General features: G+C 47.9%; 12 protein-coding genes. 5 read left to right on the top strand and 7 right to left on the bottom strand.

All coding sequences use genetic code 11. The features are described from left to right. Positions 1 to 12: 12 nt before the first annotated feature. Genes B2U97_RS11865 through B2U97_RS11855 form a run of 3 tightly spaced genes read left to right on the top strand, consistent with a single transcriptional unit; the run spans position 13 to position 2,805 of the window. Entirely contained in the window at positions 13 to 783 is a 771-nt protein-coding gene (locus tag B2U97_RS11865; protein WP_011235411.1) for a MotA/TolQ/ExbB proton channel family protein, read from the top strand. Positions 784 to 796: 13 nt separating this feature from the next. Further along, entirely contained in the window at positions 797 to 1,855 is a 1,059-nt protein-coding gene (locus tag B2U97_RS11860; RefSeq protein WP_114981681.1) for a VWA domain-containing protein, read from the top strand. After that, positions 1,855 to 2,805 (top strand): VWA domain-containing protein, encoded by a 951-nt coding sequence (locus tag B2U97_RS11855; protein WP_272989076.1) that lies wholly within the window; start codon positions 1,855 to 1,857, stop codon positions 2,803 to 2,805. The genes B2U97_RS11860 and B2U97_RS11855 overlap by 1 nt, the downstream gene beginning before the upstream one ends. Positions 2,806 to 2,807: 2 nt before the next feature. Here B2U97_RS11855 and B2U97_RS11850 read toward each other — a convergent pair whose 3' ends face one another. Continuing rightward, complete coding sequence (locus tag B2U97_RS11850; protein ID WP_286830534.1) at positions 2,808 to 4,991, bottom strand: OsmC domain/YcaO domain-containing protein; 2,184 nt, start codon at positions 4,989 to 4,991, stop codon at positions 2,808 to 2,810. 71 nt (positions 4,992 to 5,062) lie between these two features. After that, on the bottom strand, positions 5,063 to 5,602 hold the full coding sequence (locus tag B2U97_RS11845) for a DUF3750 domain-containing protein (RefSeq protein ID WP_286824586.1): 540 nt from the start codon (positions 5,600 to 5,602) through the stop codon (positions 5,063 to 5,065). Positions 5,603 to 5,789: 187 nt separating this feature from the next. Between B2U97_RS11845 and B2U97_RS11840 the strand changes: the two genes are divergently transcribed. Continuing rightward, positions 5,790 to 7,199, top strand: coding sequence for a YdgA family protein (locus tag B2U97_RS11840; protein ID WP_286824584.1), 1,410 nt, complete (start codon positions 5,790 to 5,792; stop codon positions 7,197 to 7,199). 70 nt (positions 7,200 to 7,269) lie between these two features. Here B2U97_RS11840 and kynU read toward each other — a convergent pair whose 3' ends face one another. Next, positions 7,270 to 8,517, bottom strand: coding sequence for a kynureninase (gene kynU, locus B2U97_RS11835; RefSeq protein ID WP_286824579.1), 1,248 nt, complete (start codon positions 8,515 to 8,517; stop codon positions 7,270 to 7,272). Next, positions 8,514 to 9,353: an alpha/beta hydrolase family protein gene (locus B2U97_RS11830; protein ID WP_114981687.1), complete on the bottom strand. Its 840-nt coding sequence runs from the start codon at positions 9,351 to 9,353 to the stop codon at positions 8,514 to 8,516. Before B2U97_RS11830 ends, kynU begins: the two co-directional genes overlap by 4 nt. A 190-nt stretch (positions 9,354 to 9,543) precedes the next feature. On the opposite strand from B2U97_RS11830, the gene B2U97_RS11825 reads away from it, so the two are divergent. Further along, positions 9,544 to 11,901, top strand: coding sequence for a TonB-dependent receptor (locus tag B2U97_RS11825; protein ID WP_114981688.1), 2,358 nt, complete (start codon positions 9,544 to 9,546; stop codon positions 11,899 to 11,901). 64 nt (positions 11,902 to 11,965) lie between these two features. On the opposite strand, the gene B2U97_RS11820 is transcribed toward B2U97_RS11825, so the two are convergent. The 3 genes from B2U97_RS11820 to B2U97_RS11810 all read right to left on the bottom strand — a co-directional run bounded on the left by B2U97_RS11820 (position 11,966) and on the right by B2U97_RS11810 (position 15,508). Next, the gene (locus B2U97_RS11820) at positions 11,966 to 13,660 is read right to left on the bottom strand and encodes an alkaline phosphatase D family protein (RefSeq protein ID WP_114981689.1); all 1,695 of its coding nucleotides are present in this window, start codon (positions 13,658 to 13,660) and stop codon (positions 11,966 to 11,968) included. Between the two features lie 91 nt (positions 13,661 to 13,751). Beyond that, positions 13,752 to 15,023, bottom strand: a complete 1,272-nt coding sequence (locus B2U97_RS11815) for a mechanosensitive ion channel family protein (protein WP_011235402.1) — start codon at positions 15,021 to 15,023, stop codon at positions 13,752 to 13,754. Then, the gene (locus tag B2U97_RS11810; RefSeq protein ID WP_034822170.1) at positions 15,020 to 15,508 is read right to left on the bottom strand and encodes a DUF962 domain-containing protein; all 489 of its coding nucleotides are present in this window, start codon (positions 15,506 to 15,508) and stop codon (positions 15,020 to 15,022) included. Before B2U97_RS11810 ends, B2U97_RS11815 begins: the two co-directional genes overlap by 4 nt. Positions 15,509 to 15,531: the final 23 nt, after the last annotated feature.

Here is a 15,531-nt window from a genome sequence, read left to right as displayed (position 1 = left end):
CCGGAATGCATAATGTCTAAAAATAATACGCTTTCAATGAGCCCTAACTTTTTTGTCAGTGGTGGTGTGCTACTGGCCATTTTTACTCTTATACATTTGCTGTATGCAGGACTTATTCGCCCGGCCGCCGAAGTGGCAATGGCAGAGAAAGGCACCGAAGCCTTAACTGCATTTTCGGTTATCTTCAAAGATGTTGAACAGCAGGTGTGTATTTCGCTCATGTTGTTCTGCTTATTCCTTATGCTGTATAAGCTGTGGCGGTTAATTGACGAAGAAGAAATTTACTCGCGCGACTTACTGGAAAGCTACGACAAATCTGAAGCGCTGGACGTTGATGCGGCATTAAATGATTTAGAAAGCTCGGCTTATAAAGAAACCCCCGCATACAGCACCTGGATTAACTGTATTCGTCGTTTTAAGAACACCAAAAACGTTCAGCATGCGGCTGACACTATTGAGTCGTCGGTAGACAATATTGCCATTCAGTTAGAAAGCGGCAACAACATGATCCGCTACATTATCTGGGCTATTCCGTCTATTGGTTTCGTGGGTACGGTTCGCGGTATTGGCTCGGCGCTGGCGCAGGCTGACAAAGCACTGGATGGTGACATTGCGGGTATGACTGCATCGCTGGGGGTGGCTTTTAACTCAACGTTGGTTGCGCTGTTCATTTCTTTGATTCTGATGTTGTTTATGCACTTGCTGAACAGCCGTCAGGACAAGATGGTGATCCGCACGCAAGAGTCCTGCGAGAAACACTTGCTGTCTCATTTACACAGTTAATTGAGCGACTCAGATGCGACGAACACGCCAGGCTGGCGACGGCTTTAATCTATCTTTTCTGGATGTCATGGCATGCGGGCTGGGCGCCGTTATCCTTATTTTTATCCTGATAGATTTTAAAGCTTTTACGCCCGACCCTTCAGAAGAAAAAGAAAAGCTTGAGCAGGAGCTGGCGGCGTCAATGGATGAGCAGCAGCGCCTGAAAAAATCCATTGACGAAATTAATGACAAAATTGCGCTGGAGTCGGCTAAGCAGGAAGACTCTAAAGAAGCGAAAAACGACACCACCCAGGATCAAACCAAAGCTTTGCAGGACTTGTCGACTCAGCTGGCCGTAGTTGCCGATTTGGAAAACCAGTTAGCGGCCTTGTCCAAAGAAGTTGAGAAGTCAGCCAACGTTGAGCTTTCGGGTACGGGTGAGCAGAACTTTATTACCGGCATGAAAGTGGAAGGCGAGCAAATAGGCATTCTGGTAGATAAGAGCGCCTCTATGATGGGCGATAACTTAATTGACGTGCTGAGCAAACTGGCTTTGAGCGACGGCAAAAAAGTGTCTACCGCTAAATGGATAAGGACGCGCCGGGTTGCTCAATGGTTGCTGGCACGGCTTCCGCAAACCTCAAAAGTGAGTGTGGTGACCTTTTCCGATACGGCAAAACGCCTAGGGCAGAGAGATGTCAGTACCGCCTCTGTCAGCGGCTCTATGAATTCTATTGTGAAGGACTTAGGCGCGGTTGTGCCAGAGGGCGGCACTAACCTTCAGCTGGGCATTAGTACGTTATTTGAGACGAACCCGAATATTACTGACGTATACATAGTAACGGATGGCCTGCCAACATTGGGAGACGGCCTGCCTCTCACCTGTCGTAATTTTATTTCGACGAAGAAATCTATTTCCTCAGACTGCCGTCAGGCGCTGATGGTAAAGACGGTTGATCTTGCGCCTAAAGGTGTTCGCTACAATATTATACTGCTGCCGATAGAGGGTGACCCCTACGCTTCTCCGCTTTACTGGAACTGGTCGCGGGTTAGCGGCGGTACTTTCTTATCACCCGCTCCGGAGTGGCCATAATGAGAAAAATTCAGCGTGCGCCAATAGAGGTGTTTAACCTGGCTTTTCTGGACATTATTTCCTGTGCCTTTGGTGCGGTGATTATGCTGGTGTTGTTAGCGAAAAACGGTACTGAAGACACTGAACGTGGGCCGGCTAACCTCAGTACCTTAGTTGCAGAAGTATTGCTGGCGCAGCAGTCGGTGGAGGAGCTTCAGGGCGCTTTATCAGACAAACAAGATGAACTGTCTGCCGCCGAGCAAAAGACCGCATCAGTCACTGAGCAGGAGAAGAATTTAGAAAGCTCTATTCCGCGGGCACAGAAAACCCTGCAACAGTTGCAGGATAAAGCCTCGTCGTTAAGGGCTGAAATACGCCAAGCCACGGCAATGCTAAACACGCCGAACAGCACTGACACACCGGATGATGACGTAGGCGGTATCCCAACCGACGCTGAGTACGTGGTGTTTGTTATTGATAATTCCGGCTCCATGTCGGGAGGCCGGGGCTGGAGCCGGGTCATTAGCGTCGTTAACGACATTATAGAAAGTCACCCGAAAATGAAGGGCTTTCAGATTATGGCCGCCGACGGTGACTTTATGTTCAGCAGTAAAGCGGGTGACTGGTTACCGGACAGCAAACGGTTCAGACAAATGGCCATGCAACAAATGCCAAACTTTACCGGCGGTAAAAGTGCGCCTGAGCTGGGTATTCTGAAAGCCATTAAACTATATAAAAAAACCAAAGGCACAACCAGCTTGTACGTTTTTGGTGACGACTACCGGGCCAGTGACTTAGACGCCATAGTTCGGCAGATAACCAGTCAGAACCAGGGAGCCGATGGCAAGCCGGTAATGCGTATTCATGGAATAGGCTTTAGCCGCGCGCAAGGCAACGCGGAAACCTTTGCTGCCTTCATGCAGGCTGTTGCTAAACGTAACCGCGGAGCCTTTGTCGGGCTGAACTTTTAGTTTTAAACCTGCCGTTCAGCCCGTGCCGCGTGCAGTTTCTTGTAGCTTTCTATTAAGCGTAAATGTCTGTCCAGACCTTCAAGCTGCATATTTGTTGGCGTTAGACCGTGGAAGCGCGTAGTGCCTTTAACAGAGCCTATAACGGCTTCTATGGTCTCTTCGCCATACATACGGCCTAAGTTGTAGCGGTAGTCATCCAACTCTAGCTCTTCGTCCAGAGTAATTTCCAGTACGGCCTCAATGGCACGGTAGAATAGCGTACGCTCAACCGTGTTGTCGTTGAATTGCAGGAACATTTCTACATATTCGAAAGCGTCGTCATGGCGTTGCAGCGCGAGGTAAATGAGCAGTTTCAATTCAAGAATGGTGAGCTGACCCCAAACCGTATTTTCATCAAACTCAATGCCAATCAGGGTGATGATATCCATGTAGTTATCAAGCTGACTGTCTTCCAGGCGCTCAACTAAGTCTTCTAGCTGCTCATCGGTTAAGCGGTGCAGGTTGAGAATGTCTTCGCGGTATTGCAGAGCAATATTGGTGTTGTCCCAAATAAGGTCTTCCACGGGGTAAACTTCCGAATAGCCCGGCACCAGAATACGGCATACCGGCGCGCCTAAATCTTCATGCACGGCTATGTAAGCTTCTTTGCCCATGTCCTGCAAAATACCAAACAGCGTATCGGCTTCTTCCTGGTTAGAGCCGCTGAAGTCCCACTCAACGAATTCAATGTCGGACTTAGCGCTAAAGAAACGCCAGGACACCACACCCGACGAATCAATAAAGTGCTCAACAAAGTTATTTGGCTCGGTTACGGCCATGGAGTTGAAAGTTGGTGCCGGCAGGTCGTTTAAACCTTCAAAGCTGCGGCCTTGCAATAACTCGGTCAGGCTGCGCTCCAGCGCCACTTCAAAGCTTGGGTGCGCACCAAAAGAAGCAAAAACACCGCCGGTGCGTGGGTTCATTAAGGTAACGCAGGCCACCGGGAACTGACCGCCCGATGATGCGTCTTTAACTAACACCGGGTAGCCTTGTTCTTCTAAGGCTTTTATTCCTTCCAGAATATTCGGGTACTTGTTAAGCACCGCTTGGGGCACATCGGGTAGGGCAATTTCGTCTTCAATAATGTGCTTTTTAACGGCGCGTTCAAAAATTTCCGACAAGCACTGAACCTGAGCTTCGGGCAATGTATTACCCGCACTCATGCCGTTACTTAAATACAGGTTTTCAATTAAGTTCGACGGGAAATAGACCGTCTCGCCGTCGGAATGGCGCACAAATGGCAAGGACACAATACCGCGGTCAGCACGGCCTGAGTTAGTATCAATTAAGTGTGAACCACGCAGTTCACCTTCCGGGTCATAAAGCTCACGGCAGTACTCATCGAGGATCTCCGCGGGTAGCTCGTCGTTCGCGCCGGATTTAAACCATTTTTCGTTGGGGTAGTGTACGAATTCGGCGTTTGCTATTTCTTCGCCAAAGTATTGGTCGTTATAAAAGAAGTTACAGCTTAAGCGCTCAATAAACTCGCCCAGTGCAGAGCACAACGCGCTTTCCTTAGTTGCGCCTTTGCCGTTGGTAAAGCACATAGGAGAGGCGGCATCGCGAATATGCAGCGACCAGACATGCGGGACAATATTGCGCCAGGAGGATATTTCTATCTTCATGCCTAAGTCCGCCAGTATGGCGGTCATGTTGGCAATTGTTTGTTCCAGCGGTAAGTCTTTGCCTTCAATAAAGGTTTGGCTGTCGCTGTCCGGGCGTATGGTCAGTAACGCCTGAGCGTCCTGAGTAATGCTTTCGACGGCTTCGACGTCAAACTCTAAGTCGTTTTCTATAACGCGCTTAACGGCGCAACGCTCGGCTGCCCGAATAATGGCTTTGCGGTCTTTCTCGGAAATATCGGCCGGTAACTCAACCTGAATTTTAAACAGCTGCTTATAGCGGTCTTCGGGGTCGACAACGTTGTTTTGTGAAATACGGATATTCTCGGTTGGAATATCACGGGCGTCGCAATAAAGGCGAATAAAGTGTGCCGCACACATAACGGAAGACGCCAGAAAGTAGTCAAAAGGACCGGGGGCGGAGCCATCGCCTTTGTATCGAATAGGCTGATCCGAAATAACCGTGAAGTCATCGAATTTCGCCTCAAGGCGCATATTGTCGAGAAAGTTTACATTGATTTCCATTTAGGGGGCACCGCGGTTGATAAGTTGACTGCTGTCAGCGAGCAATAGTTACCATTATCCCATTTTTTTACTTATTGATCATTATCCGCGTAACCGCTACCAATGGCACTGAAAGGTAGTTTCAGGCCAAGTTCCGGAACTTGTATGGCTATCCAGGCCGGAAAGGTATTGCTGTTGGGGCCGGGGAGCACTTCGTATTCATTTGCCCAGGGGTAGCGCGACGCCGCTTCTTCAATTCGTGTGATCATAGCAGCGGCCTGAGCTCCCGATACGGAGAGTATTTTTTCGGGTTCGGCACCATACCAATAGCGGTCAGGTGTTGCTGTTTCATAAATGCGCAGTGCCGGGCGCCCGTGCTCCACACCCCAGCCCACAACTTCGTATACGGTATACTCACTGGCATTCTCAGGTTTTACCGCCAACCAGGTATGAACCGCAAACCAGCCACGCCAGCCAAAGGCATCGGCTGCATAGGCTTCTATTATGGCTTGCTTTTCAATTTCAGGATCAGGCGCGATACCAGCGGGGTCTCTGGACGCATCGCGCCAGTCTCCTGACGAACACCCAAGCAAAAGCAACGCCATAGCTGTAGAAATTAATACTCTGGTCATATTGGCTACACCTGTTTTAAACAAAAGCTTGTTACTTACTACTCTATAGCTTACATAAAAGCTCACATCATAACTCGTGTTTGATTTACGAGGGCTTTACACTCAAAAATTTTGCCGTTGATAAAAAATTTCTGTATGATTTACAACATTATAATTACAATCCAGCCCTATAAATGAAAGGTATAATATGAATAAGAAAGGACTCCTTGGCGGCGTCGGTATCGTCGTAGTTGCAGGCGCTCTCATAGGCCCTAAATTCGTTGGCCCTCAAGTTGAGGGTGCGTTAAAGCAACATGTTGAAGTGATAAATCAATTACCCGCTTATAACGCTCGTATGGTCTCATTTGATAGTGGCTGGTTCGGTTCAACTGCAACAATATCGCTGGGCGTAGATTTCGGTTCTATTTACCCGGAAGGGTCAGCACCTGATGACTTGTCTTTTGAAGTGGTTATTGATGTTCAGCACGGTCCGGTTCTGACTCAATTTTCTCCTGGTCTGGGTATGGCTTCGTTTGAAGCTCATGCAAAGGACGATGGGTTACGTGAGTATATTGAATGGGAAGAGAACACGCCTTTTTATCACCTGACGGGTTCAGCAGGTTTTTTTGGTGGTGTTAGTTATGACGATGAAATTGTCGCGTTCAGTTCTAAACCGAATGATGAGCAAACGTCACTGACCTTTACTGGCTATGAAGGTGAAGGTTCCATTTCTTCGGATGAGTTCAGTTACGAAGGAAAACTGGAAGGCGCAGAAGGTCTTATTGAGGGCCAGGCTATCAGCATTGGTGAGTTTGAAATAAGCACTGAAGCTAAAGGCAACATGCTGGAAATTGTGAAGGGCGAGCTTTATGAAGGCGAAATGTCTATGAAGCTTGATAAAATCATTGTAGGCCAGCCGGATGATGTCGACCTATTTGAATTGAAAGATCTTGGAATTGAATTCGTTAGTTATTTCAGCGACGACAAAGAAAGCATGAATATTGATATGAACTATTCTGTAGAGTCGCTGAAAGCCGAAGACTTTGACCTTGACGATCTGAAGTTAAAGATGGCTTTTAATAACATCGATTCTGAGTTCTTGCTTGCTTATAACCAAATGATGCAAAAGATTTATGACCAGAACCCCGACGAAATAGAAGTTGCGACGCAAAAGCTGGTAAAGGAAAACCTACCTAAGTTACTGCAGGCAGAGCCTGAGTTCGTTATTAGTGAATTTAGCGGGAAAATGGAGCCGGGCGAATTTAAAGGTGATCTAAGCGCTAAATTGGCGGGTGTAAACCAAATGCCGGACAATATGGAAGACACGCAATTCTGGCTTTCCAGCCTGATTGTTGACTCATCCATTGCTATTGATAAGCCGTTGTTGAAATGGGTTGCTGAACAGCAGATGTTGTCAACAATGCGTATGCAAATGCCTGGTGCCGATGAAGCTGAACTGCAGAAAATGGCTGAACAACAAGCACCAATGATGATTGATATGTACATACAACAAGGTTTGCTGAAGGAAGAAGACGACGAGTACCGCAGCGAATTCCAGATGGAAAACGGTGAAGGTGTACTGAACGGTCAGAAAATTCCAATCGCGAAAATGATGTAATTATTGTTTGGTGATAAAAAGATGGTAATGAAAAGCCTCAGCCGAATACATCGGCTGAGGCTTTTTTGTTTCAGGTTACGGTATTACGACTTTGCCAACGAGAATCGAGATGTTCTTTGGCTTCAATAACTTGCCGCAACTGCTCAATGGCCTTCCAGATATCTTCAAAGCTGTTATAAAGAGGGGTAAACCCAAAGCGGATATAATTTGGGGCACGAAAGTCAGCTATTACGCCTCTTTGAATAAGTGCCTGACATAAGCCATAGGCGTGCTCATAACGATACGACAACTGACTGCCTCGCTGCTCCCGTTGCGGAGGAGAAATAAGTTCCAGGTTGCTATTCAGTGACGCGGCTTCTAGTAATTGATGGAAAACGTCGGCCAGCTGTAAGGACTTTTCTCTTAACTTTTCCAGGTCCACGTTCTCAAAAGCTTCGAGCGCGGAATCGACCGCTGCCATGGCGAGAATAGAAGGGGTGCCGGTCAGCATTTGTTGAATACCGGTAGCGGGCTCGTAGTCTGGTGTGAAATCAAACGGGCGGGCGTGTCCGAACCAGCCGCTTAAAGGCTGACTCATATTCTGGTGATGACGTTTTGCGGCATAAATAAAGGCTGGCGCGCCAGGGCCGCCATTTAAATATTTGTAAGTACAGCCAACCGCAAAGTCTGCTTTCCAGTCGTCCAGGTGCACGGGCATTGCCCCTGCGCTGTGGGCTAAATCCAGAATAACCAGGGCTCCGTGGCTGTGTGCGCTGGTAATAAGTTGTTTAGCGTCAAGCCGTCTTCCGGTTCTGAAATTCACTTCGGTTGCTAAAACTACTGCGATTTTATCGTCAATCTGTTGCTCCAGCTCGTTTTCATCAACCAGCTTTAGCTGACAACGGTGTTCACCAACAAACTGTGAAATTCCCTGCACCATGTATAAGTCTGTCGGGAAGTTATCTTTGGTGGATAGCACTATGTTGCGCTCAGAGTCATGGCTTTGAGCCAGTGACAGTGCCGCTGCCAGCGTCTTAAATAAATTCACCGATATTGAGTCACAGCAAATAGTCTGCTCTGGTGCTGCGCCTATCAGGCGGGCAATTTTTTCGCCGACATGTTGCGGCAAATTAATCCAGTTATGTTCGTTCCAACTGCTGATAAGATCCTGCGACCACTGCTGCTGGATAACCTGCTGTATACGGGCTGCCGTTGCTTTGGTCATTGCACCCAGCGAGTTGCCATCCAGATAAACCTTATTAACCGGCAGCTTAAATTGTTCACGGTGCCGGGCAAAGGGGTCAATGCTGTCGAGTTCCTGTATGTCAGTAAAGTTCATGGTTTTAGCTCTTTGTTCAGTCGCTGAATAATGGCTTCCCAGGCAGTTGAGTTTGGGTGTATTAAGTCAAAATGACCTGCGCCTTCAAGTTGTTCTGTCTTTACGTTGATATCAGCGGTTTGGCTCATGGGGACAATTTTGTCTTTGGTACCCTGCATCAGCCAGGTGTTGGCGTGGAGCTTTTGTGCTGTTGGGCTGGCAGCACGATAGTCTTCTTCGCTGGTGTAAGCTGTTTTCATTAAGTTGCTGGCTGCACGGTTGCAACTGCCTTGCGCCTGAGTGTAACTGACCATATTTGTAATGGCGGCTAGGCCAATAACTGCGTTTATATTTTCAGCCGAGGGCGTATTCCGGGTGGTAGCCAGAAGTGCGAGGTGCCCACCGGCAGAGTGGCCCATAACCGCTACCGGCTGATTATTGAGCTTTTGCTGTATAAAGCGAATTGCGGTTTTCACGTCATTGAGACTCGCCGGCCACTCTCCGCCTTGCTCGCCCAAACGGCGATATTCAACAGACCAGACATTAAAACCCGCTTTTCTCATTGCACTGCTTGCCGGGTTGGTGTGAGTAATATCGTATTCTTTTAGCCAGCAACCACCGTGAATAAAAATCACATTAGCGGCCGTGTTTGGCTGCTTTGGTGCATTCCAATACTGAATAAACTGGGAGGGGTGAGAGCCGTAACTGTAGCTGTTATCGGGGCTGCCGGAAGGCAGTTCGAGCACTGACTGGAAAGACACTTGCTGCAAAGAATTGTCACCAGCAGAGGCATGAGAATAAGTCAGGCAGAAAATAATAAGCCCGCAGACTGCCAGTTTTGGAGGAAGCTTTATCAAGTAATACCACCCGCTTTAATGTTTTTAAATATAAAGGACTAGAGACCATACAAGTATTTAAAAGGCGGCTCAACAAAATTGACAGATCAGCAACAAATGCGTCATTTATTCGTCATCGTATCGTCAACTGACCTCAGTACATTAGCCCGGCGTTAACGCGTTAACCACTCACATTAAGGTTTTAAGGGTTATGACTACTTATAAGAAAACATCGGCATTACCGTTCCCAACAAATAAAGTATTAAACTCTGTTGTTGCTGCGCTTTGTGCGTTAAGTGCGCCGGTTGCTTTTGCGCAACAGGACACCTCAGATGAACTTGAGCGAATTGAAGTGACTGCACAAAAGCGTGTGCAGTCTATTAATGATGTGCCTGCCAGTATCAGTGCGTTTGAAGGAAGCCGTCTGGACGAGCTGGGCTTAAACGAACTGGATATGATTTCCGATCTGACGCCGGGTTTGGTTATTCAGGAACAAAGCCCGAACAACCCTGGTTTTGTTATTCGTGGCATTACCTCAGACAGCGGTTCGGCTCAGGCATCTCCGCGGGTGTCGGTTTATTACAACGGAGTGGATGTCTCACGCTCACGTGGCTCCTACTTTGAACTGTTTGATATAGAGCGTGTTGAGGTGGTTAAAGGCCCGCAGGCAACGTTATTTGGTACGGCTGCATCGGTTGGCGCCATTAGTGTTATAACCCGTAAGCCAGAAGCGGATTTCTCTGCCGAAATGAGTGTTGGCGCGGGTAATGAGTCTCAGAAACGAGTGGGCGGCTTCATTAACGGCGGCAGCGACTTAGTCAGCGGACGACTGGCGTTCAGTTACCGTGAACGCGACGGATTTATTGAGAACATAGCTCCTGACCAGGACGACATGAACGGCGTTGACAGACAAGCCTTGCGTGGTTCACTTCGTTTTCAGCCCAGCGATACGGTAACTGCTGACTTAATTTACAGTTACGAGAAAAACGAAGATACCGGAACCTCATTTAAAAATGGTATTTTCGCACCAACCGGCGGCGACACCAGCCCCTACAGTTTTGTTGAAATGACCGGCAGTCCTTACTCGGCCTCGGTACTAGGTCGCGAAAAACTGGGTCTGGACAGAACCGTCGATGATATTAATTTAACCCTGGACTGGACCATTAGCCCGCGCTTAAGCTTTACCTCGGTGAGTGGTTACCGCAGCTTCGATTCACTGGAAGTGTTTGACGCAGACGGCACTCAGGCATGGTTCCTGGAGTTTGGTGAAGATGCCGAGGGCGACCAGTTCAGTCAGGAATTTCGTTTTAACTATGCTGGCGATAACCTATTAATGCTGTGGGGTATCAATTACTTTACAGAAGACGGCAGCCAGCGTGTCCCCTTTAGCACCGAAGAATCTATTTTCCTGAACTGCGCCGGGGCTTTACCCAGTGGTTTGCCCTGTATTAATGCCGATGGTTCAGTCAACCAACTGACACCGGTATTAACCGGGGGAGCCTTAGAGGAAATTCCATACGCCGGCGAGTTTACCAACTTTGGCGATAATGAGTCCTGGTCTGCCTTTGTTGACTTCACTTATCAGTTAAACGATAAAACCGAAGTTGCTGCGGGTATTCGTTACGTTTCAGAAGATCGGGAAAGTGGCTTTGCTGCGACCATGCCGAACAGCCAGTTGTTACCTCTGTTGGGTCTGCCAACACAAACCTTGTTGCCGACTGTTTCAACGGATGGAGAAGTGTTCACTGCTAGTAACAGTTCAGACGCATGGTTGCCTCGCTTTAATATTATTTACAAGCTGAATGACGATAACAACTGGTTTGCAACGGTTTCAAAAGGTCGTCGTTCGGAAGTTGTTGATGTGAGCTCGACTCTTGATGCCGACGGTGAAGCCGTAGGGGATTTTGGGTTAATTCCGGCGGAAGTTATCTGGAACTACGAAACCGGCCTTAAAGGAAGCTTAACGGAAAACCGCGTACGTTATTCTGCGTCAGTGTTTTATCAGGACTATTCAGACTTTCAGGTAACGCTGCAGGACGATTCGGGTAACTTTTACACCGCAAACGCAGGCTCTGCGACGAACTTTGGTGTCGAAACTGAAATTAATGCGAATTTAGGCGCAGGCATTGAGCTATTTGGCCACCTGGCGTATCTGGATGCGAAAATTGATGACGACAGCACCAACGGGAGTTTAGCCGGTAACCGCTTCCGCCTTCAGCCTGAATGGACTTCAAGCCTTGGGGTGATATACGAAGCAGCGCTTTCCAGTCAATACGCAGTGCGTGGCTCTGTAGTCGGTACCTATCGGTCAGAAGTGTTCTTTGAACCAGAAAATGCACCGGTAGCTGGCCTGGATATCAGTCAGGATTCGGTCTCTTTAGTGAATGCGTCGCTGGGTCTTTATAATGACTCTGCTGACTGGAGTCTGGCGTTGAAAGCAACTAACTTGTTCGACAAAGAATACCTGGTTGATGCCGGGAATACGGGCGGGAGTTTTGGTAACCCAACCTTTATTTCAGGTCCACCGCGTTTATTCTATTTAGAGTTTACCAAGAAGTTTGGCATGTAAATTTACGCTAAACGAGAAAAGGGAACCTGTGTCATGGTTCCCTTTTTATTTTACGAGCTAGAAACTAACTTCCCGTGTAGCGCGCTCTGTGCTTATTCACTACCCGATAGTCTTTGCTACGAATCGTGTCCACGAACACCCATTCTGCTTCTACCGCGTCCTCGGATGCAAAGAGGTTCATATAACCGCGCTGATGCAGGTTGGTATATTTTAAGTCTTCTATAAGCGTAGGAAGTGCTTTTGCCAGCTGTTCTGCAGTTTTTGTGTCCAGACTTAGGTAAGCTTCCATTCCCGGAGATGATACCGAAGACGTGGCAAACTCCACCCCAATATGAGCTCCATCTGAACTACGCAGTTCGCTGTGCCACGCGTTGTGAGTGTCACCGGCAATAACCACCAGTTGTTTGTTGGCTTTTTTCGCTGCCCGATAGAGCATTTCACGTTCAATGGGGTAACCGTCCCAGGCATCGAGATTGTAGGGCGTAACCTGAGTGACCATCGCCTGCTGCTGAGGTGTTAACTCTTCGCCGTTCTGCAGGCGCTTTTTAAGCTCTGCTATTTGTAACAGCAGTGGTGTGACTTTACTGCGGTCATCTGCCGCGAATGCGGCCGAAGGAAAGTTCATTTTCCCCATAAGCAATTGTTGACCTAAAACTTGCCAGCGCGCTGAGCTGTTATTCAGTTTATTAACCAGCCACTGTAACTGCTTTTTGCCCATGATGCTGCGGTCAGAAGACATGTCCTGCTGGAATTTTTGGGTATTGAACTGACCGCTTTCTGCATCGCGGTAGTCGTCATAATTCAGCTGTTTATCACGTCCGATAACGCGGGTATCCAGCATGATCAAATCAACTAAGTCACCGAATTTGAAATCACGATAAATAGTGAGGTTGGCTTCGCCCTGTGGCGGACGAATAGGCAGCCACTCATAATACGCCTGAACTGCGGCTGCGCGCCTTTCAATAAAGCTGCCTTCATCTTCCTGGTGGTTTTCTGCACCGTTTTTCCAGGTGTCATTGCTAATTTCATGGTCATCCCACACGGCAATAAAAGGGGCATGTGCGTGCAGTGCCTGTAACCCTTCGTCGGTGCGGTAAAGCGCGTAGCGGCGACGATAATCAGTCAGGGTAAAAAGTTCTGTATTATTGTTGTCGGGTAAGCCGCGGCCAATTTCTTGCGAACCTTGGGTGGCGTAACCGCCTGCGCCATACTCGTAAATGTAGTCACCTAAATGAATGACCGCATCAATAGAATCGTCCTTTGCTGCTTCGGAGTATGGGTTAAAGTAACCGGCGGGGTAGTTAGAGCAGGAGAAAACCGCAAACTTCAGCGGTTTTAAGCCAGATTCAGGAAGCGTTTGCGTTTTGCCAGAGGGGCTTTTGCTGTTCTTACCTAAAAAACGATAGTAGTAACGCTGGTTTGGCGATAATTGAGTAACGTCGACTTTAACTGTGTAGTCTCTGCTGGCGCTTGTTGTGGCTGTTCCAGAACGAATGATACTTGAAAAGTTTTCATCGGCGGCCAGTTCCCAGCCCAGCGCTACTTGTTTTTCTGTACTATTTTCCGGCACGGCGCGCGTCCACAACAAAATGGCGTTTGAAGTTGGATCGCCACTGGCTACGCCATGGTCAAACTTGACGGAGCTGCGCTCACTGGTTTTGCCAACACTTGCACAGCCCTGTAATGCGGTTGATACGGTGACTGCTGCGCCCGTTGCTGCAAATAGCTTTAAAAAGTCACGTCGGTTAAATTGCTTCACTGTTTTACTCCATGCATTTTTCCCAGAGTAAAAGAAATTACTCCGTAAACATGAAGACTTAATGACAGTAAAGTGTTAGTTCAGTCTTAACTTATTCATCATCACTTTTGGGTTTAAGCTCCAGCGCTTGTACCGCCGAACGAACGTCCTGCCCTGAGGTTTCCTGAAAAACCTGTAAGTCAAATTGTGGCAGTATGGCAAACAAGTGATCAAAAATGTCGGACTGAATACCTTCGTAGATTTCCCACGCGGTATCGTTACTAAAGCAGTACACTTCAATGGGCAAACCCTGAGGCCCCGGGTTTAACTGACGAACCATCAGTGTCATTCCTTCGTGTATGTCGGGTCGCTGCTTGAGGTACTGTTTCACGTAGGCGCGAAAGGTACCAATATTGGTTACCTGACGTCCGTTTATAGGGTCGAAGCCTTTCTTTTCCAGACCCGCGTTCCATTCAGATATATCTTTTTCTTTTTGTTCCAGATAATCGCTAAGTAGCGAGAAACGTTTCAGCTTTTTCTTCTGCTCAGCGGACAAAAAGTGAATACTGTTCTGGTCAATGTATAACGCTCGTTTTATACGGCGTCCACCGCTTTCCTGCATGCCCCGCCAGTTTTTAAACGACTCGGAAATAAGACGTTTGGTGGGAATGTTCGTAATGGTTTTATCCCAGTTTTGAACCCTAACCGTATGCAGTGCCACATCAATGACATCGCCGTCAGCGTTTAACTGGGGCATTTCAATCCAGTCGCCGACACGAAGCATGTCATTAGATGAGAGCTGAATACTGGCGACCAGTGACAGAATGGTGTCCTGAAATACCAGCATGGCAACCGCACCCATGGCACCAATACCGGACAGGAGAATAACCGGAGAGCGGTCCAGCAATGAGGCAATAATGAGAATAGTCGCTACCACATAGACCACTATTTTCGCAATTTGCAGATAACCCTTTATTGGCTTTGTATGCGCGTCAGGCTGCCGACTGTATATTTCGTTAACGCTAGTCATGGCCGCGCTAAACGAACGCGCCAGAGTCAGGATGAGGTATGCAATACTGATGTTGCGTATGATGGTGGTGGCGGTTTCCGGTAAATCCGGTACCAGATAAATACCGCCGGACAGCACTAACGCAGGAACAACCTGAGCCAGGCGGCTGACAATAACGCGAATGCCTATACCCGGGTCACTGCCTAACTGGGTTTGAGACAGCAGACGGGAAATACCACGCAGTAAAACGTGTTTGGTCACAAGCTGAGACAACCAAACCGCTATAACAAGGAAAAAGCAGGCTCCAATTGTATAGGCCCAGGGTTGGGTTGCCGCCCAATCATGAAACCACTGCGGGTAATCCAGTTCCATCATAATTTTTGTTCCACCGCTGCTTTTAAGTCCTTTCTAAAGCCCAACATAAATACGACTTCTGCTACGACGAATAAGGGGCCAATGGCTAAGCCCATAATATCATCAACAAAAGCCGGTTTGCGGCCTTCAAAATAATGGCCGATAAATTGAAATACCCAGCCGACAACAAACAGACCAATGCTCCAGCTAAGCCATAAGCTGGTTGGTAATGCGGCTATGTCGCGGCCAACTGACAGCGACAGCCATAGCAAAATGGTCATGAGCAAACCTAACTTGATATCCAGACGGATATAAAAAATAACCGCCGCCAGAACAACTAAGTTGGCGGGGGTAATCAAAAAGTAGTCCAAGGGTAGCGCAGGCCGTGATAATAAACTAATGATGCCGACAACAATCAGTGGAATACCGACAAGATGAGTCATGACATTCTTACGGTTCCGATGATAAGCCGCATACTGTGCCAGGTGATCAACGATGGTTTTCATAGTCTGTGCCGCTTGATAGCAAA

Source organism: Idiomarina sp. UBA3176 (genome assembly GCF_002364295.1).
Taxonomy (GTDB): Bacteria; Pseudomonadota; Gammaproteobacteria; order Enterobacterales; family Alteromonadaceae; genus Idiomarina; species Idiomarina loihiensis.
The sequence above is the reverse complement of the archived record's forward strand: the minus strand, read 5'-3'. Positions and strand labels throughout refer to the sequence as shown.